Source organism: Leptolyngbya sp. NK1-12 (assembly GCF_032598965.1).
Taxonomy (GTDB): Bacteria; Cyanobacteriota; Cyanobacteriia; order Elainellales; family Elainellaceae; genus Elainella.
On record NZ_CP053586.1, the window covers coordinates 3,221,086 to 3,245,479 of the forward strand.

Genomic DNA, 24,394 nt, shown 5'->3' on the forward strand with positions numbered 1-24,394 from the left:
TGCCAAGGTTCTCTAGTCAGAAGGTTCAACCTATGTTATCCTAGGATAGGTTTGTGAAATGCGGGCATAGTTTAGTGGTAAAACTACTGCCTTCCAAGCAGTTAATCGGGGTTCGATTCCCCGTGCCCGCTTTATTAGGTTTGAATAGCCATCGGTACGAGCGGTAGTTCAGCGAAGTCATCCTGCGAAACTTGCACAGCGCGCAGAGCTAAGGAGTCCTGAATCAGCGATTCACCAATGGCAATGACAATTATTGGGTTTGGCAATGAGACCGGCAATTGCAGACGCAAAAGCTGCGTGAAAGCCAGCAGGCCGCAATCAAATTGCCTATTGTGGCAAGTTCATTAATCTACATATTAATAGCATCAGTTTTTTTGATTGAAAATACCTTTTCTGATAAGAGGAGCTGAAGATAAGCTAAGGAAGATTGCGTCAGCTGTTAGGAGTAAAGCCATGCAGAACTCAATTCCTCCTGTAACGACCCGTTATGAGTGGCTCAAGCAAAACCAATTGGTGCGGGCACTGGAAGCCGTTCAAGATTTAATTGTCGTGTCCTTATGCATCGGACTGTTTAGCTTTATGCTGATTCAATTGCGGGAGATGTTTCTGTCACTGTTGCCGCCGCTTGATTTTACGGCTGTTACCGCCGATATTCTGTTTTTGCTGATTTTAGTGGAACTATTTCGGCTGCTGATTATTTATTTGCAAGAGCAGCGGGTTTCGATTGGGGTGGCGGTGGAAGTGTCGATCGTTTCGGTTTTACGAGAAGTGATTGTTCGGGGCGTATTGGAGGCTCCGGTCGGCCAAATTTTGTCAGCTTGCGCATTTTTGTTGGTGTTGGGTGCTCTGTTGATGATTCGGGTTTGGTTGCCGCCCACCTTTGAAGGAATTGACCCAGAGCATATTATTTCACTGCGTCGTCAACAGGAACTTGCCCATACCCGTCCTGATCTGGCCAGTGCGCCTGAGGAATTGCTTCATCCGCCAATTACTGCTGATCTGGAGCTAAACCACTTAAATACAAACATCGATTCGTTGATTCATTGACTTGCTCGATGCTTTGAGCTTGGTTTACCCAACTGAGTTCTACCAATTGCTTAGCGCCTAAACCAAATAGCGGACTTATACCAGTTCTTAGTTTTGAGTTTTGAGTTTTGAGTTACGGACCCTGCCCAATCTAGCCGGTTGAGCTTGGTGATCTGTAGCCCAATCAAAGGGAAATGGTATTAGAGCAGTGCCTCCAAGAGACTCGTGCCCAGGTAGATGTAAGCAGCCACCACTACAAAGCCACTCGAAATTAGCGCCACCAAAAAGCGGTGGTAGGAGATGGGAGTCAACCCAGCAGCATAGCTGACAATATCCTGCGACAGTGGCATTACCAAAGTGAGATAGAACAAGCCGCGATTTCCTTCTAGGCACTGAGTAAACTGATCCAGTTCCTCCAAACTGTTTTTGCCGATCAGACGAGCCACCACCTGCCGACCCAACTTGCGAGAGAGCCAAAAGTTAATGCTGCACCCAATTATTGACGCCACTAAGCTCAGCCAGAATCCGGTCCCCTTGCCAAACAGTGCTCCCCCGGCAATAAACAGGGAACTGCCGCTGAGGGGGGCAATCACCAAACTCAAGGAACAGAGAACCACAAACACAATCGGTGCCCAAGCACCAGACTGATGAATGAACCGATGTGCGTTCTCCAGGCCGATCGTTCTCAGGACCAAAATCATCACCAGGTAGAACAGAGCCAAACCGAGTAGAGCGAGCAGAATTCGCTTTAGCGCATGGTCTTGACGGTTGGAGTTTAGGCGGCTGGAGTTTAGGCGGTTGGAGGTTCGGCGCATGGGTTGGCTCGATCAAGCATCGAAATCGGCGTGTCCAGCAGAATTGCTTTTTCTGGCCGATAGAACAGTAGCTGCCATCCGCAGCCCACCTTTCCACCATAGCCCAGGTAGTCCGTTGAGATACAGTTTGCTGGATAACAGGCTGCTGAAATCCAGGCTGCTAGCTACAGTTTGCCACCGCTCGATTTCGGGATGCCCGCCTCAGGAATGCCCTAAGGCGTAATTTGGCCGCTCGTTGCCAGGACTCTGGCGCTGACCCCAAACACGCGCAGCAGGCCCTCGGAATCGGTGTGGTTGTAGTCGCCGACGCCTTCCATCGAGGCGTTTTCTTCGGAATAGATCGAGTGGGGCACATCGGTGGCAGCCACAAAGGAGATATTGCCCTTGTAAACCGAGACGGTAATTGAGCCAGTCATCAGCTTGGCCGTACACTGAACTGCCTGCAACGCCATTTGGGTGGCCAGGTCAAACCAATAGCCCTGATAGATCTGTTTGGCAATCAGCAGCGAAAGCTGGTCAAAAAATTCGCGAGCGCGGCGATCCAGAATCAACTGGAGCAAATAGGCATAGCAGGTGCCCAACAGCTCAACGCCTGGACTTTCGTAAACCCCCCGCGACTTGATGCCGACAAAGCGATTTTCGACCAAGTGCGTGCCGATGCCCACTCCATACTTACCGCCGATGGCATTGGCTTGCAGAAAGGCATCCACCAAGCCTACAGGCTGACCGTTGATCGCCACTGGCCGGCCTTGCTCGAAGCGAACTGTAAACTCTTCGGCAGTGTCAGGCGCATCTGCCGGATAGCAGCCCATGATTGGCTTGACAAACTGCGCTGGCGTGGTGAGAGCCTCCAGCATGCCCGACTCGTGGGTCAAGCCCAGCAGGTTGGCATCGGTGGAATAGGGTTTTTCTTTGCTGGCCGTGACGGGCAATCCGTGTTCCTGACAGAAATCAATCATTTCGCTGCGGCCCGGAAAACGGGAGAGAAATGCTTCATCGCGCCAGGGAGCATAGATCTCAAATTCAGGAGCCAGCATGTTGGTGATCAGCTGAAAGCGCACCTGATCGTTACCGCGTCCAGTAGCCCCGTGGCTAAAGATCGTCAAGCCGCGCTGTTTCATTGCCTCGACCATAGCCTTAGTCAGCACGCAGCGAGCGATGCCGGTAGTGTTCCAGTAGCGGCCTTCATAGCAAGCCTGAGACTGAATCACCTGCACGCCTGCCTCGGCAATCCCTTCCCGCGCTGGCAGTAAAACAAACTCCTTGGCACCGGCCTGCAACATGCGATTGCGAATCGCCGACACGTCTTCTTCGTCGGGCTGACCCAAATCCGCCGTAAAGCAAACCACCTCGACGCCCATATCACTGAGCCAGCGGGTGATGGTGCAGCTATCTAAGCCGCCGGAACCGGCAAAGGCAATGGTTTTTCCCTTTAGATCTTGCGCTTTCATATCGATGTCCCTCCTCGGTGGCGTACCCCAACCCCGGTGTTGATTGGATTCAAGAACAAAACTCTCATTATCTAATCAAAGCGACTGAATTTCCTGTTGGAATCAGTACAGATTTACAAGCAGAAATCGGTCTACAGGTTTGCGCGGTTAATCAGGCTAGACAGCAAGTTGGCTCCCTTAGCCTTTATCCTGGTTTAGGGACGTGAGGGAGGGAAAAGGAAAACAGTGTTTTTGAGTGTGGTGATTCCAACCTACAATCGGCTGCCGATTTTGCAGAAGTGCTTGCAGGCCCTAGAAAACCAGCAGGTGCGGCCAGAACCGATCGTCGGCTACGAGGTAATCGTGGTAGACGATGGCTCGACCGATCGGACGGTGGCGTGGTTGCAACAGGTCAACCTGCCTCACGTGCGCTGGTTTGAGCAAAACCATCAGGGGCCTGCGGTGGCCCGGAACCTAGGCGTCGAGCAGGCCAAAGGCGACATAATTGTTTTCATTGACAGCGATTTGGTAGTAACGGAGCGATTTTTGCAGTCCCATGCCGAGGCGCTGGTGCGGGGTCAGCAGCAATTTGGTCACGACCGGCTGTTTACCTATGGCAGCGTGATCAACACCTGTAACTTTGAGCATCCCACCACGGAACCTTACAAACTGACTGATTTTTCTGCCGCCTATTTTGCGACCGGCAATGTGGCGATTGCGCGGCACTGGTTAGAAGCTGCCGGACTGTTCGATCCGCGTTTTCAGCTCTACGGCTGGGAAGATCTGGAATTGGGCGTGCGGCTAAAGCAATTGGGACTGAAGCTGATCAAATGCCCAGAAGCGGTCGGCTATCACTGGCATCCGCCCTTTTCGTTGGAGCAGTTGCCGCAGTTAATCGATAAAGAAATTCAGCGGGGCCGCATGGGGGTCCTGTTCTATCAAAAACATCCCACCTGGAATGTGCGCATGATGATTCAAATGACCTGGATTCATCGCTTGCTGTGGGGTGGTTTATCGTTGGGCGGATGGTTGAATGAACGCACAATGGCTCCGTTGCTGCAATGGCTAATTGACCGTGGTAAGCCCCAACTCGCCTTAGAAATTGCTCGGATTTTTCTAAATTGGTATAACGTCCAGGGGGTGTATGCCGCCTATGCGGAACTGAAAGCGGCTAAATGAGATCTGACTGCAATCTCTACCTTCTGTGTTGCGGCACTTGGCACCTAAGAAAGATGTTGGTCAACCTCTGCTTGCGTACCTTGATTGAGAGACAAACGTTTGTGTAATTTGCTCAACATGAAGGGAAATAGCAATGGCTGATAACACTGTGAACCAGGATGTGAAGCAGGATGTGAAGCAGGATCTACCTGAACAGCATGTCCCGGAAATTGATCCAACCGAAGTTGAGGATTCCAGAATTCTAGAGGCCGATCCAAATCGTTCCTTTTTGGAAAAGGTGATGGTCGAGGGCGGGTTTGCTGACCCCTATGATGCCAGAGATTTTGCCGAAGTGGTGTTCCGCGTCATGCGCGACCTGATGAGCACCGAATCGGCTGAGCGGGTTGAAGCTGAATTACATGAAGAAGCCCTGCCGACCAAGGAAAAGGCGCTGCAAATGGAAGTCGCCGATCTGTGGCGCGATACCAACCCGCTAGTAGATTTCCTGAGCCGGGTGCGTCCACCTTGGCAAGGTCCTGGTATTTTCAAGATTGATTCAGACCGCTTCTTCTTCCGGGTTGCCAACGAAAGCGGCTTTGAGCGTGGCTTCGAGAACAAGGACGCAGAGCGGAAACGGGCAGTGAAGGCCGTATTCTCAGCCACTAAGGCAGAACTGTCGCAGGAGCGGATTCAGGAGATCGCAAGCTGGCTACCCGAAGGTGGTGTGCGCGAACTTTGGCAAGAAGCCTAGTTCAGTCGATTGTAAATCCTGTTGAGATCCCCCCTAGCCCCCCTTAAAAAGGGGGGAATTAAGCTAATAGTGGTTTGAAGTCCCCCTTATCAAGGGGAATTTCGGGGGATCAAACCTTGTTGATTGGTTGATTGGAAATTGATTACACAGGCGGGTTTAGCGAACTAGCTAGTATGCGATAGTTTGCTCAAGCAACCCGCCTTTACTATTGCAAAAATACTATTGAAAAAATTCAGCTCAAATCGTTAGAGCAGTAAAACTAATACCAATTTAAATTGTGATCACAATAGATTAAACCCCTCCCATCCTCCCTTGGGTAAGGCTACCGTGTATACATAAGTGTTTAACTGACATTCGTTTCAGTCTTTATCGCCCCCTAAATCCCCCATTCTGGGGGACTTTGATTAGACAAAGTTGATCATTCGATCCGGTAAATCCAGGGGGAGATATCGAGTCATTCGCTTCAAGAACCAAGCTGTGATGTCAGACTTAACGGCCGTCCTTACAGAAATTGTTAAAGCCATCGACCCCTAATTCCGCTCGACTCAAAGTCCCCCAGAATGGGGGATTTAGGGGGCTGACAGGACTTGTCTATACACAGTAGCTTGGACAAGGGGAGGTGCCGCCTGCGGCAGGTAATACGGTACAGTTACCTTTGAACAATTAAACTATAAACCATGCCAAAGTTCTTGACCTTCTCCCATGAGTAGCCGACATGAATACTCCGACCATCCTCTGTGTTGATGACGAACAGGATGTTCTGCTCACCCTGAGAACTCAGTTGATGCAGGATTTTCCTGATTACATGGTCGAAACTGCTGAGAGGGGCGATGAAGCCCTAACTCTGGTTGATGCGCTGATGGCGAAAGGTGTTGAGATCCCCTTGGTGATTGTTGCTCAGAACATGCCAGGGATGCAGGGTGATGAATTGCTGATGGCACTCCACGCTCGCCATCCTGAAATGCTAAAGGTAATGCTGACAGAGCAAATCAGGATAAAGGATGTAGTCAATGTGGTGTATCAGGGTAGTCTTTATCGGTTTATTACCAAACCCTGGGATGAGACAGATCTGAGCCTGACCGTAGCCGAGGCTCTGCGACGCTACCAGCAAGACCAGCAGATCGCTCGTCAGCAGGCCGCATTGGAGCAAGCGAATCGGGAACTGGAAGCGTTAAATACGGAACAGAAACGGCTAGAAATGACGCTACGTGACAGTGAGGAACAAAATCGCGCCATTTTATCAGCAGTTCCAGACATCATGACAATCATAAATGCTGAGGGCCAATATCTCAGCTTTTCCCGCAATCAGTTTATGGGTGAGTTAATCGCTTCAGAGAACTCGGACCTCACCGGCCTACATGTTAACGATATCCTTCCTCCAGAGCTTGCGATTCAGTATCTAACCGCTATTCGACAAGCGTTGAACACAGGCGAGATACAAACTTTCGAGCAACAAATTCAGTTTGGCGATCGGATTCAGTATGAAGAAGCTCGCATTGTTCCCTACCAATCGGATCGTGTCCTATGTCTGGTGCGAAATATTAGCGAGCGCAAGCAAATCGAACTGGAGATTTCCCGCAGTCGAGATTTGCGAGAAGCGATTTTCAACGAGTCAACCGATGCGTTGTTTCTGGTTGATCCAGATACGCTACTGACGGTGGACTGCAACAAGCGGGCCATTGAGATGTTTGAAGCCGATAGGAAGGAAAGTCTAATCAATATTGAGGGCCATACCCTGCAATGTCACCCCTTTACGGTTGAGGAATTGCAGCAGATTTCGGATGAAGTGCATACCCAGGGATTTTGGAGCCGGGAAATTGAGTACATTACCCTGAAAGGCAATAGTTTTTGGGGAAATCTGGCCGCTAATCGGATCTCAGTCGCCGATAGACACCTGAACTTGGTGCGGGTGACGGATATCAGCAATCGCAAGCGCGCTGAACTGGCCCTAGCCGAGGTCGAAAGCCAGCAGCGATCGATCTTGGAAAATGTCCCCAGCTTTATCACCAAGGTGGGTCGAGATGGCAGAATGTTGTTTGTTAACCGGCTTGCTGCCGGTTTTAGCCTGGACGATGTGATTGGACATACTGTAGACGAGTTTACTGCACCCGAAAGTCGGGCCATTCAACGAGACACCTTGGCCGAGGTATTTGCGACGGGGCGAACGCTGACAATCGAGACACTAGGAACTGGTGACAACGGAAAGCCAGCTACTTACGAGGTTCGTATCGCACCCATTCAAACCGAGGGGCAAATTGATGCGGCGATTCTGGTCGCTACCGATATTAGCGAACGCAGACAGACTGAACTAGCGCTTCAGCAAAGTGAAGCCCGGTTCCGGCAATTGGCAGATACTGTAAGCGAAGGATTTTTCGTATTCGAGGTGGCTTCCTTCCAATATTCCTACGTCAATCCAGCCTATGAAGCAATTGTCGGCATTCCTTTCCAGGAGATCAACAGTGTATCCTCCTGGCTTGACTCTGTCCATCCCGATGACCGAGAGCAGGTGGAAGCAGGGTTACAACGAGAATTGCAGGGCGAAGTTTTTGACAAAGAATATCGCTTTATCCGACCTGATGGAGAACTGCGTTGGCTGAGATGCCGCGCCTTTCCAATTGTCGATCAGACAGGCGCGGTGATTCGGATTGTGGGTACGGTGGATGATATCAGCGATCGCAAACAGGCTGAAATTGCCTTGCAACAATTGAATGAAGAACTAGAGCAACGAGTTCAGCAACGCACTCAGGAATTAGCTCGTTCAGAGCAAGATCTACGCACTATCTTCAACAATGTCTACGACGCTATCTTCATTCATGATCTAAATGGCACCATTCTAGATGTAAACGATCGCGCTCTAGAATTACATGGCGCTGCCCGAGATCAACTTCTTGCTGCCACCATTGCTGATTTGTCAGCGCCCGACACACCCCGTGAGCGCATTTCTGAAATGCGCCAACAGGTGCAAACCGGAAAAAGAATTCAATTTGAATGGAAGGCACGACGCTTTGGCGATCATTCTAGCTTTGATGCCGAGATCTCGCTGAAGAAGACAACCTTGGGGAATCAGCCTGTTTGTATCGTTGGCGTGCGCGATATCAGCGATCGCAAACAAGCTGAAGCACAGCTCCGCGAGCAGGAACAATTTCTCCGCAGTATCTACGAAGGGGTGAATCAGCCGATTTTTGTGGGTACCGTATTGCCCGATCAAAGTGTGCGTCAGCTCGGATGGAATCCAAGTGCAGCTCGGTTGATGGGTAAATCCAGTGAAGAAGTAGCAGGGAGGCCACTAGAGGAGATCTTTGCGGCTGAGGATGCAGCAGAAGTGATCCAACGCTATGCCCAATCTATCACTACCAAACAACCTTTTACCGTTGAAGAACGCATCACCTTTCAGGGCCAACCCCGTTGGGTGCTCAGTACCTATAACCCCCTAATCAACGAAGCTGGGCAAGTTCATCGCGTGGTGAGCACACTGTACGACATCACAGATCGCAAGCAGCTAGAACAGGAATTGCTGCAAATCAACGCCGAACTGGAACGCCGGGTCGAAGAACGAACGCTGGATCTGGAACAAGCGATGAGAGCCGCCGAAGCAGCCAGTCGGGCCAAAAGCACCTTTCTAGCCAACATGAGCCACGAATTACGAACTCCCCTCAACGCCATCCTGGGATTCAGCCAGTTGCTGAGTCGCGATACTACCCTGCCACCCGAACAACAGCAACGAGTCAATATTATCAACCGCAGTGGTGAACACCTGCTCAACCTGATCAACGACATCCTGGAAATGTCCAAAATCGAAGCGGGTCGGGTGAACCTAACGCTGAAAAACTTCGACCTGTTCGATCTCCTTAAGAGTCTGGAAGAACTCTTCCGCTTAAAGGCCGAATCCAAGGGATTGCGCCTGGTCATTCAATCCGATGCAGATGTTCCCCAATATATCCAAGCCGATGAAGGTAAACTGCGTCAGGTGCTGATCAATCTGTTGAGCAATGCGATTAAGTTCACCCAAGCAGGCAGCGTCACGCTGAGGGTGCAGGCAGAATCGGCCAAGAATGAAAAATTAGTGGCTCAGTCTGAAAGAGCACAGGCCAGAGCACAGGCCAGAGCACAGGATCCGGCGTTGATCGGTTCTCAATTTTTTATTCGCTTTGAAGTTGCAGACACGGGTCCCGGTATCGACCTGCCTGATCGGGAAGTTGTGTTTGAACCCTTCGTCCAGACTGAAATCGGGCAAAACTCCCAGGAAGGCACCGGCCTGGGACTGCCGATTAGCCGCCAGTTCGTCCAGCTGATGGGCGGTGATCTGACTGTTGAGAGCCTGCCTGGTCAGGGCGCTACATTCCGCTTCACAATTCCGGTAGCATTGGTTCAGGCGGTTGATTTGTCGGCTGAGCGCCCAATCCGCAGAATGATTGGACTAGCACCGAATCAGCCTGTTTATCGGCTGCTAGTCGTGGAAGATAATCCCGAAAACCGCCAGTTCCTGGTGCAACTTTTGCAATCCGTTGGTTTTGAAGTGCAGGCAGCCAGCAACGGACAGGACGCCGTGACCCTATGGCAACAGTGGGCACCCCACCTGATCTGGATGGATATGCGAATGCCCGTGATGGATGGCTACGAGGCAACCCGGCGCATTCGTTCCCTTGTCTCGCCCTTCCACTCCCCGCCTAAAATTCTTGCCCTCACCGCCAGTGCCTTTGGAGATGAAAGCGCTGCTATTCTAGCGGCAGGGTGTGATGATCTGGTCTGTAAACCTGCGACAGAAGCCAGCTTGTTTAGGAAGATAGCGGAGCACCTTGGGGTTTGTTATGTTTACGCAGAGCAGCCTGACGGTTTAGAACCAGAAGCCTTAGCGCTAGAAACCACATCACCAGAAAATGCAGCACAATTAAATCAGCAGCTGGTTGACGTGTTGCCACTCATGCCATCAGAGTGGATTGAGCAATTGCAGCAGGCGGCTCGCAGGGCTGATGAGGAACTTATTCTCCAGCTTCTAGAGCAGCTTCCTCCCACTCAAACATCGCTGGCCGATGCCCTGAGAGCGCTAGTGAATGAATTCCAGCTAGAGCAATTGATTGAGTTAACAGGGAATGTAACCAAAGCCCTTTAGAGGACCGATGATTTGCTCTATTCCTTCGACGGGGTTAGAGAATGCAGGCAGGAGCATACCAGCAGGGATGGCCAAGCCTTCGCTGCCCCCAAGCCCCAAGACTGGGCGCTTTGAAGAGTTATATCAAATCCGGTTGATCAGCCAGAGTTCGCGTAGAGGCGTTTCGCCGAAACGCCCGTACAATGCGGCATTTAAATTTAGGGCGTTTAGTCGGATTTGATATTACGAGTTGGTTCCCAAAAAATGGGGGCTAGGAGGGCATACTTTCACATGCTGGAGGAATAGGAGCGGTTCGCACCAATGCTAATCAACCAGATTTGAGGTTAGATTCAGAACAATCCAATGCAGAAGGCTCCGATTGAGCACGTCGGTGAACGCAGTTGGTCCAGATTTCGTCCGGAAAGACGATGCGATTGAGTAGCCCCTTCGATTCTGCACTACTGGCTTTGAGGTCAATGCCTTGAGTCAAGTAGGCTTTGTAGACGAGCTGACTGCAATAGAAGGCGTCTTCGGTGTCTGGATCGGGAAAGACAACGTTATAGGGCTTTTCTAGCATGGCCTGCTCTAGACAATAGGCCACTACTGCTTTGCGGATTTGGTTTTGTTCAACGATGGATAGGCCGCGATTGGCTAATGGATAGGCAACCCCGTAAAAACTATCAACAAAGTGCCGTTGTTCTGCAAGGGAACAAGCATCCCATTGTTCACCGGCCATTTCATAGACAATCACGCCGCCCGGTCCCGCTTCTACACATCGGCCCTGTGGTCCCAGATAGATTGCACAATGATCTACTTCACCGGGTAGAAGTCGCCCAACCTGCCGCCAAAATTCACCATACAGGCTGCCAGGAACGCCATCAACGGTGCAGATAATATCGCCGGTTGTAAGGGGAACGCCATTGAATTGGTGGGTGTAAATCATGGGTGGTGTCGAGTGATGTCGTAATCCGTTCTCAGTCATTAGATCAGTCATTAGAGTTCGTAGTCAGTCATTTTATCAGGTTGGCTCTACCCGCAGGCAGAAGCGCATTCTGTTCGGAGAGTTTACTGTGAAGCTAAATCTTGCCAAGACTGTATTAAGATTGCTGCAACTCAAGTTTTTGAGTGTTCCACTGAACCATTCATTACAATGCTCAACGAGCATTCGCTAGTATTCACTAAGGGTGCCAAATGGATATCTCTCAGATCAAAGAACATTTGATGGTTCACGCGAAAAGACCGGGCAGTACGAATGATGCAGGCGTTCATATTGGTACAGTTGATCGACTAGAAGACGGACAGTACATTAAGCTAACCAAAGCCGATTCGCCGGATGATCGCCATCGTTGGTTTCCAATTGATTGGGTCGAATCGGTAGACGACAAGGCGGTGTATCTCAACAAGACCGAAGCAGAAGCGATTGCCGGGATGCTGAATGAACCTCCAAGTCAAGCTATGCAGGATGCTTCACCAACAACAGATCCGGCTACTGGTGCGGGAGTAGATTGATATATGTGGATTGATATATTGTTAGGGGCTAAGTCAGGGATCTGTAAATGATTCTGTGTCGCTTCGTGGCCTGAGCTGCCCGCAGATGAATCGCGGGCTAATGAAGCAAGTCCACTAAAGTGAACTAAAATCTTCGTCTAGTCTGCTACTCTGCGAGAAGGCTTCGCCTAGAGCAGACTTCCTCCGTTAGCCCGCAATGGATTCGCGGGTAGAAGAAGTGCGAAGTCAAACGCTAAATTGACACAAAATTCTGGACAGACCTTAAGTCAGACAGTTGCAGCAAAATTCGCCCAATTCGGTTCAGTCAGTGCAGTAGGAAACAGTCTCACCATTCACTGAAATAATTTGATCGAGCCGGATCTCGGTACCGTCCTTCAGCTTCAAAAAATCGGCTTGATTGGCGGCATAGACATCCACAATCCAATCTTCTACTTCAGTGATTGCATTTGCTTGATTGCGGTAAACAATCTGACATTTTTGCCGTAAGGTAGCGAGCGCTTCTAGCCAATCGTGGAAATCGCAGCTAACCGGGATATAGGCACCCATTGCAAATCCTCCCTACGAGACTGGATTGGACTGTCTTCATCCGCTATTGATCAGAGTAGCGAATTTTTTGAGGTTTGAGCTGGGAGCGTTTATGTGGGTATTTTGCTGCGGCATGTATCGTTCGGCGTCAACCTTACAATTTCAGATCACGACCCATCTCGTTCAGCAGTTTGACTTGGGGCAGGTGGTGGGCTGGATTGACGCGAATCGGTTTGCTGAAGTGCGTCAGCAGGATAAACAGGAAGCTGGGCTGAAGGTAATCAAGGTGCATAAATGCACCGAGGCCATCAAAGCCGAATTTCTCAACAATAATGCTATCGGCATCTATGCCCATCGAGATGTGCGCGATGTCTATGCTTCGATGATGAAGCAACGGCAGAAGTCGTTTGAGTTTTTGTGGAATGAAGGCTTTTTAGAATCGTGTCTAGAAAACTATCGAAAATGGACGAGTTTGCCAAACGTGTTAGTTTCTCAATACCAAAAGATTATTGCCGATCCAGCAGACGAAGTCAGGCGAATTGCCACTCATCTGCAAAACCCAGTTGATCAGGACTTACGCAGCTCAGTAATTTCTGCCCCCCTAGCCCCCCAATCTGGGGGGAAACAGATTGAAAGTCCCCCATTATTGGGGGATTTAGGGGGCAAATGCGTAAGTCCAGTTGATGCTAAAACCTGCCGCGAGATTGCTGATCACTACACCATTGAATTACAGCAGGAACGCATTGGCAGCTTTAAGCAAAAATTATTACAGCTTCAGCGTAGCCCTGATGATCATCGAGATATCGTTGACTATCATGATGAGAGCACCTTACTGCATATGAATCATATTGATGCGGTTAAAGCAGGCCGCTGGAAACAAGATCTCTATCCGCGGGAGGTTGCACAGATCGAGCAAACTGTGAATGCCTGGTGCAGGCAACATGACATCGATGCAGCTATCTTTCTGACCTGAATTGCGCTACTTGTTAAACTTTTAGAGAAAGCATGTTCGGCAAATCCAGATGTCAACAACTGCGCAAAACAACAAAACCGGCACTCAAGTTGGGGTGATCACTATCTCCTAACGCAGGTATCGCCGTCTATCCAAATCGTCCACTCACATATTCGCGAGTAATTTCTTGCTGGGGACACTCAAAGATCGTTTCAGTTTTATCAAACTCGACCAGATAGCCGCTGCCTGCTGTTTGGCTGACATTGAAGAAGGCAGTGTAGTCTGACACTCGTGATGCCTGCTGCATATTATGAGTCACAATCACAACTGTATATTGCTGCTTGAGTTCACGAATCAATTCTTCAATCCGAAAGGTTGAAATTGGATCGAGCGCTGAACAAGGTTCGTCCATGAGAATCACTTCTGGCTGAATCGCGATTGCTCGCGCAATGCATAGGCGCTGCTGCTGCCCACCCGAAAGCGCTAAACCACTCTGCTTGAGCCGATCTTTGACCTCATCCCACAGAGCAACTTTCCGTAACGACTGCTCGACCAACTCATCCAAATCACCGCGATAACCGTTGATGCGAGCACCAAAGGCAATGTTGTTGTAGATCGATTTTGGAAACGGGTTAGGCTTTTGAAAGATCATGCCAATGCGCCGGCGCACTTCGACCGGATCAACTTGTTGGGCATACAAGTCTTGATCCTGTAAGGTAAGGTGACCAGTGACACGAGCGTTCGGGATCAGATCGTTCATGCGATTGAAGCAGCGGAGCAGCGTACTTTTGCCGCAGCCAGACGGGCCAATAAAAGCGGTCACTTTTTGCGGAGGAATATCCAAGAAAATATCTTGGATGGCTGGAGTTTTGCCATAGTAGACACTGACTCGCTCGGCCCGTAGAATCGTGTCTGAGTGAGTGGGTAACGATGGCTGAATTGAGGAAGTCATAGGCTTTCGATGAACGTCTATATATGAACCATTGAGGGTTGCCGAGACAAAAGGCGTTCGATTGCCGCAATGCCGCGTTGGGTCGCTTGATTATCTCTAGGATTGAATACGCTATAGTGCAACAGGGATTCGCGCATGGTTTGATAGGAATCGACGGCTAGGTTAGCCTCCACCAAAGACTTGATCTGCCGCATATCATGGCAGACTTCGCCACATTGCCAGAGGTACGTCATGGACGCAACATCCGTGCTCGGTTGCAGCACACCGGGCTGGGGATTCAGAAATATCATCGGGCGGTTGTAATAGAGCCATTCGTAGCCTGCCGCAGAAATATCGCCAATGAATAGATCCGACTGGGCGTACCAGGGCATCACGTTGCCAGAGCGAATCAATTTCAGATTGGGCAACTGCTGAAGCTGCTGCAAGCGATCAACGATACTGGGATCATAAAACTGGCGATCGGGGTTAAAGAGATTGGGATGGGGCTTGACAATCAGATTGTAATCTTGGGTGAGCTGTTCGATGACATCGGCGTGATCGAGAAAGATCTCGATAGAGCTAATGTTTTCCTTCCGCCAAGTAGGACAGTAGATGATTGTTTTGCGATTATTCTCAAACAATGGCGCAGCCGTCGGAGGGTGATCAAACTTGGGATAGCCAATCAGTGTCCATTGCATTGTTTGATTACAAGGTGTTTGCAAGAGGCGCTCGACTTGGCGTTGCCCTACACAGAGACAGAGAAGATAGTTGCTGAAGTCGCGTTCGTAGGTGAATGGTTTATCGGACATGCCGTGAAAGATCTGAACCGCCGGAGTCCGGTCACTGCGCTCCTCTGGCCGCAGAAAGGAAGGTGTGACGACGAGATCGTAGCTATCTAGGTCACAATCGGTGGTGAATAGATGGGTGAATCCTGCATACTCTGGATTTTGTAACCAATCTTCGTTAATTTGAGTAACAGCGAGAAAAACCTGGTGATGATTTGCTTGAACAAAGTGGTTTAAGTAGGGTTTAATCGCAGCGAAATAATGCAAGTTACCGCAAGAGCGGAGATAGAAAGCAATCCGTTTGGTGGTCATAGTAACAAGGTATCCTTCTCAGAGACAGTTAGGGAAGAGCGTTGTCAGGTCAAAAAATTATGATGCAGCGATAAAACATTGGGAAAGCGGCGGTAGCACAATGTATTGACTACAGCCTGCCAGCAGCCATTCTGCTTCAGCCACGACAAACTCTAAATCCTCTTGCCAATGGGGAGGTAATTTCCGCAGCGAGGAAATCTTGCCGCGTAGCAGGATTTGCATCGTCACATGCCAAGCCAGACAGGTGCGATCAAGCTGCCAGGTAATTGCTGATTCATAGCCTTCCAGTAGCGCTTCAATGCAGGTTTTAACGGTTTTAGTTGCAAGCTGCTCGCGTCCGGCTAAGTATAGAAAGTGGGCAATCAATCGTCCGACATCGTAATGGGGATCACCCAAGGATAAGGTATCCCAATCGACGATGCCAATTTGATCACCACTGTAGAGAATCTGATCACCGAATAGATTGGCGTGAATAGGATAGGAACTGGAAAAATCAATGTGATTTGCTAACTCAGTTAGTTGATTGCTAATCCAATCGATCGATGGGGCTAAATGGGGCAACGCCAGTTTCACGTCCGCCATGGCGATGTTGAAGAGTCTGAATTCCTTTGCAGGTGTCCAAACGCTAATGGGATGCAAATGGGTTTGGTGGAGTTCCGCTAAAACTTGTCCGACTCGCTTGAAGGGCTCTAGTTGGGGTCGAGCTTGGCACATCACCGTCGTAAACTGCTGTCCGGGGAGTGCCCGCATCGAAAAGGTCCGAGATACAGGATCGGCCGCAATGGGTTCTGGCACTTTAAAGCTGAGCTGATCCGATTGCGCATAGATCTGCTGAAAGTTAGCAACGACTTGAGTGAACTCCAGTTCCTGGCAGAGTTTGACGAAGTAGCGATGCTTGCCATTAGGAGCGTCCCAAGTCAAGATGGCGCGTTTGAACGGCACATAGCGGAAAATCTGCGGGGCCGGATAGTCGTTTGGATTGATTGGCAGATCATCCGGAGCAATCAGCAGCGGGCAGAAGTAGTCAGGCTGCAGGAGTTCGGTCAGTTCGGGTAGGCATGGGGCATGGGGCAATGTCCAAACCACGGTTTGCCAAGCATTGATTGCGAAAACGGGCAAAACAGCGTTGGGAGGGACTGCTAGTTCGTAACCCTTGTTAACTTGATGACGAACCTTGTCCGGATCCGCGAAGCTGTGAAAAAACATGTGCAATTTCAGCGGCTCTGCAGCGTTGCTAGTCAATACCGTTACCTCTGCGACCACGCGGGCGCAATTAAACGGACGGTAGTATGTCAAAATTGGCTTCACTTTGAGACTTTCGGGCGTCTCTCCTAACCAGTGATTCCAGGTATCGATCAAAATCGGTTCAATGGCTGTAGGGTGATTAATTTGCTGGACAGCATGATAAACCGGATCATCAGAGTAGCTCATGATAGTATTCCTAAACAGAAATTCGGGATGTACGAAATGTGTAGGTTTCGGTAATCGTTAACCGACACGATGCTGGCGTTTTGTTAGCTGCGGGAGAGAAGCAGTTGGAATCATCCGCCAAACGGTTTGCCGAGCATGGTGTAAATCGGCAGGAAAATCGATTTCAACCCAGGGCAGTCCAGCCACATCGATTCCAACAATCGTCTGCTGCTGAGCGAGCCGGGCAATTGCTGCGGGTGCCCACTGGTTTTCACCACCGAGTTTCAAAACCGTTTCAGCTTCGGTAAACAGCGCTTTCATGCTGGCCTCGGTCAACTTCAGCAGCCCCAGACTTTCACCTTGAGAATCTTCTAGAGACAGCGATTTGCTGATCTGCTGGAGTTTTTTCTCGTGGAACGATACTTTCATATGCTCCTGATCACGACCTGACCAGGAATCGTAGGTCAAGGCATTGCCAGCGGAATTCAACAATCGTTTATAGATTTTGGGATGCGCTAGGACATCGCTGTTCATGATCAGGCAATCATCTTGAACCCAATTTCGAGTCAGCCACAGTGAATAAAGACTGTTTGTCTCAGCATAGCGTCGGTTGATAATGCAGTGACAGCGATCACCAACAGCGCGGTATACTTCATGAGCGCGATAGCCCAGAACGATGCAGATATCGGTGATGCCAAAGTTATTTAGAACAGCGAGCTGATATTCAATCAACCGAATGCCATCCTCTAAGGGCGCTAAACACTTGGGTTTACCTTTGAGAGCTTTTGCCAATCGTGAACCACAACCTGCTGCTAAGATAATCGCCTGCATGGTGAGTATCCTCCTTGAGTGATGAGGGAGCTTAACTTTTGAGCTGAATGACTGAATTCGACAGGTAGAGCTTAACGGATCATTAAACTTAAATTCGCCTTCTATTAACCTTGCTTTAATCTTGACCGAAGGTCGTTAGCTAAACATGAGGCAAGCGTGAGAAATTTCTCATGCGGTTGATTGATCTAACTCCGTTTTGTTTCGATCGCGATTAATCTGCTCTTAATGCTGATTTAATCTGGCTGAGATGGAACGGGTATGAAACGGGGATGAGAAAATCCTCACAGTTAGTAGCGATTGCTACGATTGATGGTGATGCAATTCTGGGCGGATGAGATGGTATGCAGGTGATCGGACATCGTGGTGCAGCGGCCTTAGCCCCCGAAAATACTTGGGAAGGGTTTGATCTGGCGCTCTCTCTAGGGGTAGATGCCATTGAAACTGATATTCGGGTAACTGGTGATGGCGAACTCGTTCTCATGCACGACCGTCGGCTAGAGCGAACCACCAACGGAAACGGCGCAATCGACCAGACCGCTTGGTCCGTGGTGCAGCAGTTAGACGCAGGGTCATGGTTTGATCCGCAATATCGCCATGCCAAAGTGCCCCGTTTGGATGAAACCCTAAAACGCTACGGGAAGTGCACCCATTGGGTTCTAGAAATAAAACAATCGGGGCTAGAAACTCAGGTATTAGAGCAGGTAATTGCGCTGGGCTTACTCGATCAGGTGACGTTTACAGCCTTTGAGTTTGGGACGGTTCAAGCCATTAAAACTCAAGCCCCAACAGCACGAGTCGGCTGGTTGACGGCCAATATTGACCCGGCCACGCTTGCCCAAGTTGTTGCCGCTGGTTTTGAGCAGATCTGTCTACCGGCTGCCAGCCTCTCTGCAGCACTAGTGGCTGATTTACACGCTATGGGTCTAGAAGTGCGAGCTTGGAAAGTAACCGATGAGGCGGCAATGCAGAATGCGCTGAATGCTCAAGCTGATGGCATGACGATTGACTTTCCTCATCTGTTGCTGGCCGCTTTGGGCCGTTCAAAGGCTGAGATAGAACGGCTGAGATAAATCGTATAGGCTTCGGTGGCAATGGCGAGCAGGACGCGCACCCCCAGCATGACTGACAGTCCCCAGGTACTCCAGAGGAGACCGGCCAGAACAGGTCCGGCAATCGCGCCCGCATCTTCTCCCAGCAGCATCCAACTCATCGTCTGTGCCCGCCGTCGGGGGTCAAAACTAGAGACATGGGTCATGAGCGCGCCCCAGGCTGGACGAAAAGCGCCTTTTCCGGCATCATCTGCTAGTTTGCCAACCATAAAGCCAGCCAGATCGGGAGCCAAAATATATACGATCGAAGACAGAATGTTTCCCAAACTGCGAACTAATAGAACTAGCTCTTGTCGCCCGTGATCCGACAGCCAACCAAAGATTGGCCCGGAAACCAGCACAATCACCGTTGAGGCCGTATAGATCAATCCCGTCTCTGCTTCGTTTAAACCGGCATATTCCGTTGCCAAAATCGGAAACAGACCGCGCAACATCTCTGCCGTGCCATTAATTGCAAACGAGAGAATGCTAAAGGATAGAATTACTCCTTTAGAACTGGCTGAAACACTCGGCTCGATAATGGCGGCAGGAGGAGCGACTTTGGCAGGAACGCTGACAGGGCCAGCCTTGCTCCCAGCCCTTGCAGGACGAGCGGCATCGTGAATTGACTTGTGACCGCACCTGCGATCGGATTTGACGTAGCGAGCAACGCTGTAGAGCGGCAGTAACGACAGCAGAAAGGCAATATTAAATACTAAGGAGAAGTTAGAAGCGGTGAGAGTGAGCAGGATACCCGCAATTGCTTTCCCCATCGAACCTGCGACGATCTTGGCGGTATGATACCAAGCAAAGGCAGAGGCAATCGCTTTCTTCCCGCCTTGCTCTGCAATCAGGGCATTTGCGGCTGGATCGCGTAGCGCTTTTGAGGCACCGTGGATTGACTTGATGCCGTACAGTTGCCAAGGTGACTGGGCCACCACCAAACATAGCGCAATCAAACTGCGAAAAAAGATAGCGGCTGTAAAACTGCGTTTTAGTCCAACCCGATCCGCCACCCAACCCATGACTGGTTTTAACGCCATTGCCACAGCCTGGTTGAGCGTCATCAGCATGCCAATTTCAAATAGGCTTAATCCTAGGCGATGGGCATAGAGCGGCAACGCTAGACTAATGATGCCAAAGCTGAGGCGGGATAAAAATCCCTCGGCAACAATGGCCAGCATTGCCAGATTCCTAGCGGGGGGCGAGGATTGCGGAGATTGTTTAGCTGTCATTGAGGTAAAGACGGTATATATCAGGTGAAAGCACCTTTCCCTAGGATGCGGTTTCAGAGCGATGAAACGACGCAGAAAAAGGTTAAACAGAAAAATCGCTATCAGCGCGAATAGGTTATAGAAGACAAATGACAGTTTTTTCCTGAAGATCGAGAACAGCTCAAGTTCTAGATTGCAACATTGATATGAAATGCATTTAAGGAATTCATGAGACAGTACTCATAAACGGGTTACCCTGCTGAGAGTGCTTGCATCCAGCTTGGGAGCAAAACGACCTCGCTCAGGCGAGTAGGCCCTCACCCGGCCTGGATTAGCCGCAATAAATCGTCGGTAGACATTTTGCCGCTGAGGTCGGCTCCTTCTAGCAAGCTATCGGCCAGATCGCGCTTGTGCTGGTGCAGGTCCACAATTTTCTCTTCGATTGTATGTTTCGCCACCAGTCGGTAAATCGTCACCGGGCGCTGTTGTCCAATTCGGTGTGCCCGGTCGCTGGCCTGATCTTCGACTGCCGGATTCCACCAGGGGTCCATGTGAATCACATAGTCGGCTGCTGTGAGATTCAATCCGGTGCCGCCTGCCTTGAGGCTGATTAAAAACACATCGCCTTGACCAGCTTGAAACGCATCAACTCGCTTTTTGCGCTCAGCGGCAGGAGTGCTGCCATCTAGATATTGATACCGAATCTGTTGAGCATCTAGATACTGTTGCAGGATATGCAAATGATCCACAAATTGGCTGAATACCAGGGCCTTGTGCCGATTGTCCAATAACTCGGCCAGCACTTCCCCAAACAGATTCAGCTTCGAGCTGGGCAGCGTCAGAGCGGGGTTGACCAATTGGGTGTTGCAACAGGCTCGCCGCAGCCGCATGATTTCTGCCAGCACTTGCAGATGTTTTTGCCCTGCCGTGGCGTCGCTCTCTGCCAGTTTGGTGATTGCTTCCCGCCGCAGCGCTTCATAAAACGCCACTTCCTCCTGGCTCAGATCCACATGCAGCAGAATTTCTGTACGCGAGGGCAGTTCGGCCAGCACCTGGTTTTTGGTGCGCCGCAGCAGAAAGGGTTGAATTAATTTTTTCAGCTGGTGGCGGGACTGTTTGTTGCCATAGCGCTCGATTGGGATGGCAAAACGCTGATTAAAATGGTCCAGCGAACCGAGTAGGCCCGGATTGATGAAGCGAAACAGGTTCCACAGTTCGCCCAAATGATTTTCGATCGGCGTGCCGGTGGTGATCAGCTTAAAGCCACCTTGCAGATTCATCGCCGCCTGAGAGCGCTTGGTAGCGAAGTTTTTGATCGACTGAGCTTCATCCAGCACAATCGTCTGCCACTGCACCTGAGCCAGCATTTCGGCTACCTCTTCCTGCTGCAACAAACCATAGCTGCAAATCAACAGGTCGAAGGGGTGCAGATGGTTCAGCACTTTCTGGCGGTCTCCCGTGCCCAACTGGATTGGATGCAGCGTTGGGGCAAACCGTTGCGCTTCGCTAATCCAGTTCATACAGACCGAGGTGGGAGCCACAATCAGGGTTGGACCTGCTGCCGCGCGAGTCAGGATCACCGCCAGCGCCTGCAAGGTTTTGCCCAAGCCCATGTCGTCCGCCAAACAGGCCCCGACGCCCCAGGTCGCCAATCGCGCTAGCCAGCGGAATCCGTCGATTTGATAGTCGCGCAGCTCGGCTTGCAGCGTCGAAGGCAGGGGCGGCTCCAGGGTTTGAATTTGCTTGAGCTGCTGGATGTGAGCTTTCCAGTGCTTATCGGCCTTGAGGTTGCCCACCTCGTCGATCCAGTCTTCCACCGCCAGTGCCGCCAATGGATGTAGCCGCAGTCCCTGGCCGGATTTTTCCGAGAAGGCTCGCAGTTCGTCTAACCGCTTGCGAAACTCCTGAGTCAGGGCCAGAAATTGCCCATTGCCTAGCGGAATAAACCGACTGGGAGTCTGCTGCAACAGCTCCATTAACCGCTGCATGTCGAGCACTTGCTGATTGGCCAGTTTCAGCTCGCCCTGGGTATCAAACCAGTCATTCTGGCGTTTAATGATTAGCTTAAAGTCCTTCAGGCCGGCATGCTGACTGACGCGCAGTTTTTCACCTTCGGGCCATTCTAGAATCACATTGTCTTTGAGGGCCTGCAATTCCAGCAATAGCTCCAAACAAGCTTCTGGATCGCCTAGCCACCATTCACCCTCCTGTTCATCCTGTTGCACCAAAGTGGGGCAAGCCACTACTGCTGCATCTGCCAATTGTTTCTCCTGGGCCAGATCGCGCGTGGTTTGTAGCCGCTGGCCGTCAATCTCTGCAATCACCGTCTCGCCGCCGCTGCCTGGATGGTAGTAGGGGCCACCCGTTGCAAAGGGACGCGACAGGATGGCGACTTTGAGTCCGGCTCCCGCTGGCAGCAAATGCAGATGAGGCTTAGGATCGGAGGGAACTTCGGTAGCACTGGCCCTGCCACCGCCAATATCGGAATGCACCGTCACGATACCGGAGACGGCATTGATTGCAGCTAAGACGCGCTCCTTAGCAGCCATTGGTACTTCCAAACGGTTCTGCTTGCCCAAGATTTCGCCAATCCGGCGATGCTCCGGCGTTACTTCGATCACCTTGAGGCGGGTTGGGCTTTCCTTCACGAGCAAAATGTCGCGGCTCTCCTTCAGCTCCGGCACAAACTGGAGAATCAGCTGTTCGCCCTTGGCTTTTTTGACCACTAGTTCCGGTTCGCCTTTCACCACTTCAACCCGCGTCGTGGGAATATCTTCCCAAAACACTAAGGGATGGCCAATCAGAGCTGCCACGGCCTTGTCGCCAAACGTGTAGTCGGTTTTGCCCCAGCCGTAGGACTGGATTTTGATTTGAGCGCAAACCCGCAGATCTTGAGCCGTGAGGTAGCCAAACTCATCGGCGCTGTTCTTCAGACGTTTGAGCGCAATTGGGCGGCCCTTGCTCCACTCGCCTTTGGCGTTAAGCGACTGCTCACGCGGTTGCAGCATACAGGAACTTCCGTAGAGCGTGATCAACCAGGCGAGGCGTTGATTGGTTTCTAGTTTGGCAGTAACCGGCGATTCTGAGGCTTGGTTGAGGTTGACCAGCGCATTCAGGCAAACCTCCCAGGCGTCCTGCGGCTGAATCAAATCCACCAGCGGTGGAACGCTGGTTTGTTGCAGGGCTGCTCGTTTACCGTATTGACTGGGTTTCAGTCGGGCCAACAGCGCAACCGCCTCGCGGGCTATCCAGGCGTAACCAGCGGCCTCGGCTTGCTGATAGAGCGGTTCCACTAATCGCAACAGATGGCGCTTGGCCTGATCCGCATCCACCCAGTAGAGGCAAAGGGAGCACAGCAACACCTCCAGGCTCTGGGTCAGTTCGTGGGGCGCAATCGGTGTGTTGAGAATGACTTCGCGTTTGGCCAGATCGCCCTGCTGCACCTGTACCACATTCTCTAGGATGCGGTAGGTAGGGCTGAGCCAATGTTTCGCCTGACGGGCCACGCTGGCATAGGTTTCTGCACTGCTGAGGCTGCCGGGGGTGTTTTGTTGCAGCAGAGCCAGGATAAAAAACAGCCCGCTGATCGATTGAAAGTAGACTTTCTTTTTGCCGCTGCCTTTGAGATCCTGTACGGCGGCAGTATAGAGCGCAATTGCCTGCGAATAATCGCCCTGCGCAAACGCCAGCCAGCCCTGGAGGTTTTTAGAACGGCTGCGATAGGGTTCGCCAAACTGCTCCAGGAGTTGTGCCGCGTCTGAGCATCGGCCCCGCAGCATCAGTTGCTCGAATAGGACAACGCGCAGTGAATCTGAGCCAGTTCGAGCGGCACAGGTTTGCTGGAGTAAGGCAAACGCTTCGTCCGCAGGCGTCAATCTCAGCATCGACAAGTTCAAAATGCTCGCCAGTGCTGGCTCATACAATTCTGGCGGCAGGGTACCAAACCACTGCGGATCAAAAGGATTATCGCAGATGCGCTGATAGATTTCCTCTAGGCTAAGTCTATCTTTTTTATAACTGTATTTGTAATAGGCTTCTAGCTGTTGATGAATATATTGAATATCATTTCGGTAAATCCCAATCCGCACTTCTCGAATCAATTGACGCTCATTACTAAATGCACGCGGCCCGCCCTTCCAGCGCAACGGTATTGGGATACATCCTTGTACAGCCTGAGCCAGGATTTCAAACCGACCGAGCCTGACAGCATCACGAGTGGCAATCTCGGTTAGCAGCGGATGGCATTGGGGTCCGAGGCCACCACCCTGCACCAACACACCCAGATCCAGCAACCGATCGATGTAGGGTTTAAGGATTGGGCCAGTAAAATGCTTCCCCTGTTTATTCTGCACTGCTAACTGATTTAAGCACAGCGCCACCGTCGCTCGGCTAATCGGCTCGTAAATCACTGAGAACAACTGCACGATGAACTGCTCTAGAGACGGTAATTCATGATATTTTTCGACCAGCGAGTGACGCGAGACCGGATTGGGAGAAAGAGTGGACATACAGACGAAAATGTAAATGAGCAGATAAGTGAATAGGCGAAGATTACTTTAGTTTGAATT

18 protein-coding genes and 1 tRNA gene are annotated in these 24,394 nt (G+C 50.8%); 9 read left to right on the forward strand and 10 right to left on the reverse strand.

Annotated elements, in window-relative coordinates; all coding sequences use genetic code 11:
- Window positions 1–60 precede the first annotated feature (60 nt).
- Window positions 61–131: transfer RNA gene (locus HJG54_RS13560), tRNA-Gly, on the forward strand.
- A gap of 322 nt (window positions 132–453) precedes the next feature.
- Window positions 454–1,047 (forward strand): phosphate-starvation-inducible PsiE family protein, encoded by a 594-nt coding sequence (locus tag HJG54_RS13565; RefSeq protein WP_316435526.1) that lies wholly within the window; start codon window positions 454–456, stop codon window positions 1,045–1,047.
- A gap of 179 nt (window positions 1,048–1,226) precedes the next feature.
- On the opposite strand, the gene HJG54_RS13570 is transcribed toward HJG54_RS13565, so the two are convergent.
- Together HJG54_RS13570 and argG are read right to left on the reverse strand one after the other, a co-directional pair.
- On the reverse strand, window positions 1,227–1,841 hold the full coding sequence (locus HJG54_RS13570; protein WP_316435527.1) for a TVP38/TMEM64 family protein: 615 nt from the start codon (window positions 1,839–1,841) through the stop codon (window positions 1,227–1,229).
- Window positions 1,842–2,053: 212 nt separating this feature from the next.
- Window positions 2,054–3,292, reverse strand: coding sequence for an argininosuccinate synthase (argG, locus tag HJG54_RS13575; protein ID WP_316435528.1), 1,239 nt, complete (start codon window positions 3,290–3,292; stop codon window positions 2,054–2,056).
- 225 nt (window positions 3,293–3,517) lie between these two features.
- Here argG and HJG54_RS13580 point away from each other — a divergent pair, with 225 nt between their 5' ends.
- The 4 genes from HJG54_RS13580 to HJG54_RS13590 all read left to right on the forward strand — a co-directional run bounded on the left by HJG54_RS13580 (window position 3,518) and on the right by HJG54_RS13590 (window position 10,290).
- Window positions 3,518–4,450 (forward strand): glycosyltransferase family 2 protein, encoded by a 933-nt coding sequence (locus HJG54_RS13580; RefSeq protein ID WP_316435529.1) that lies wholly within the window; start codon window positions 3,518–3,520, stop codon window positions 4,448–4,450.
- 133 nt (window positions 4,451–4,583) lie between these two features.
- Window positions 4,584–5,180 (forward strand): DUF2267 domain-containing protein, encoded by a 597-nt coding sequence (locus HJG54_RS13585; RefSeq protein WP_316435530.1) that lies wholly within the window; start codon window positions 4,584–4,586, stop codon window positions 5,178–5,180.
- A 414-nt stretch (window positions 5,181–5,594) separates the two neighbouring features.
- Window positions 5,595–5,714, forward strand: a complete 120-nt coding sequence (locus HJG54_RS35470) for a DUF559 domain-containing protein (RefSeq protein WP_420717377.1) — start codon at window positions 5,595–5,597, stop codon at window positions 5,712–5,714.
- A gap of 181 nt (window positions 5,715–5,895) precedes the next feature.
- The gene (locus HJG54_RS13590) at window positions 5,896–10,290 is read left to right on the forward strand and encodes a PAS domain S-box protein (RefSeq protein ID WP_316435531.1); all 4,395 of its coding nucleotides are present in this window, start codon (window positions 5,896–5,898) and stop codon (window positions 10,288–10,290) included.
- A 307-nt stretch (window positions 10,291–10,597) separates the two neighbouring features.
- Here the strand turns inward: HJG54_RS13590 and HJG54_RS13595 are convergent, their stop codons facing one another.
- Entirely contained in the window at window positions 10,598–11,212 is a 615-nt protein-coding gene (locus HJG54_RS13595; RefSeq protein WP_316435533.1) for a YiiX/YebB-like N1pC/P60 family cysteine hydrolase, read from the reverse strand.
- Between the two features lie 278 nt (window positions 11,213–11,490).
- Here HJG54_RS13595 and HJG54_RS13600 point away from each other — a divergent pair, with 278 nt between their 5' ends.
- A complete protein-coding gene (locus HJG54_RS13600) occupies window positions 11,491–11,778 on the forward strand; it encodes a DUF2171 domain-containing protein (protein ID WP_316435534.1) in 288 nt (95 codons plus the stop codon).
- Window positions 11,779–12,078: 300 nt separating this feature from the next.
- Here the strand turns inward: HJG54_RS13600 and HJG54_RS13605 are convergent, their stop codons facing one another.
- Entirely contained in the window at window positions 12,079–12,324 is a 246-nt protein-coding gene (locus HJG54_RS13605) for a hypothetical protein (protein WP_316435535.1), read from the reverse strand.
- Between the two features lie 91 nt (window positions 12,325–12,415).
- On the opposite strand from HJG54_RS13605, the gene HJG54_RS13610 reads away from it, so the two are divergent.
- Complete coding sequence (locus tag HJG54_RS13610) at window positions 12,416–13,276, forward strand: sulfotransferase domain-containing protein (protein ID WP_316435536.1); 861 nt, start codon at window positions 12,416–12,418, stop codon at window positions 13,274–13,276.
- Window positions 13,277–13,403: 127 nt separating this feature from the next.
- On the opposite strand, the gene pstB is transcribed toward HJG54_RS13610, so the two are convergent.
- From pstB to HJG54_RS13630, 4 genes are read right to left on the reverse strand one after another with little or no spacing between them, the layout of a single operon-like run.
- Window positions 13,404–14,207, reverse strand: coding sequence for a phosphate ABC transporter ATP-binding protein PstB (gene pstB / locus HJG54_RS13615; protein ID WP_316435538.1), 804 nt, complete (start codon window positions 14,205–14,207; stop codon window positions 13,404–13,406).
- 17 nt (window positions 14,208–14,224) lie between these two features.
- A complete protein-coding gene (locus tag HJG54_RS13620; protein ID WP_316435539.1) occupies window positions 14,225–15,283 on the reverse strand; it encodes a CDP-glycerol glycerophosphotransferase family protein in 1,059 nt (352 codons plus the stop codon).
- A gap of 57 nt (window positions 15,284–15,340) precedes the next feature.
- Window positions 15,341–16,714 (reverse strand): aminoglycoside phosphotransferase family protein, encoded by a 1,374-nt coding sequence (locus HJG54_RS13625; RefSeq protein WP_316435540.1) that lies wholly within the window; start codon window positions 16,712–16,714, stop codon window positions 15,341–15,343.
- Window positions 16,715–16,771: 57 nt separating this feature from the next.
- Window positions 16,772–17,524: a phosphocholine cytidylyltransferase family protein gene (locus HJG54_RS13630; protein WP_316435541.1), complete on the reverse strand. Its 753-nt coding sequence runs from the start codon at window positions 17,522–17,524 to the stop codon at window positions 16,772–16,774.
- Between the two features lie 341 nt (window positions 17,525–17,865).
- Here HJG54_RS13630 and HJG54_RS13635 point away from each other — a divergent pair, with 341 nt between their 5' ends.
- A complete protein-coding gene (locus HJG54_RS13635; RefSeq protein WP_316435542.1) occupies window positions 17,866–18,594 on the forward strand; it encodes a glycerophosphodiester phosphodiesterase in 729 nt (242 codons plus the stop codon).
- Here the strand turns inward: HJG54_RS13635 and HJG54_RS13640 are convergent.
- Together HJG54_RS13640 and HJG54_RS13645 are read right to left on the reverse strand one after the other, a co-directional pair.
- Window positions 18,537–19,796: an MFS transporter gene (locus HJG54_RS13640; RefSeq protein ID WP_316435543.1), complete on the reverse strand. Its 1,260-nt coding sequence runs from the start codon at window positions 19,794–19,796 to the stop codon at window positions 18,537–18,539. The two genes, HJG54_RS13635 and HJG54_RS13640, sit on opposite strands and share 58 nt — an antisense overlap.
- A 347-nt stretch (window positions 19,797–20,143) precedes the next feature.
- The gene (locus HJG54_RS13645; protein ID WP_316435544.1) at window positions 20,144–24,334 is read right to left on the reverse strand and encodes a DEAD/DEAH box helicase; all 4,191 of its coding nucleotides are present in this window, start codon (window positions 24,332–24,334) and stop codon (window positions 20,144–20,146) included.
- Window positions 24,335–24,394 lie beyond the last annotated feature (60 nt).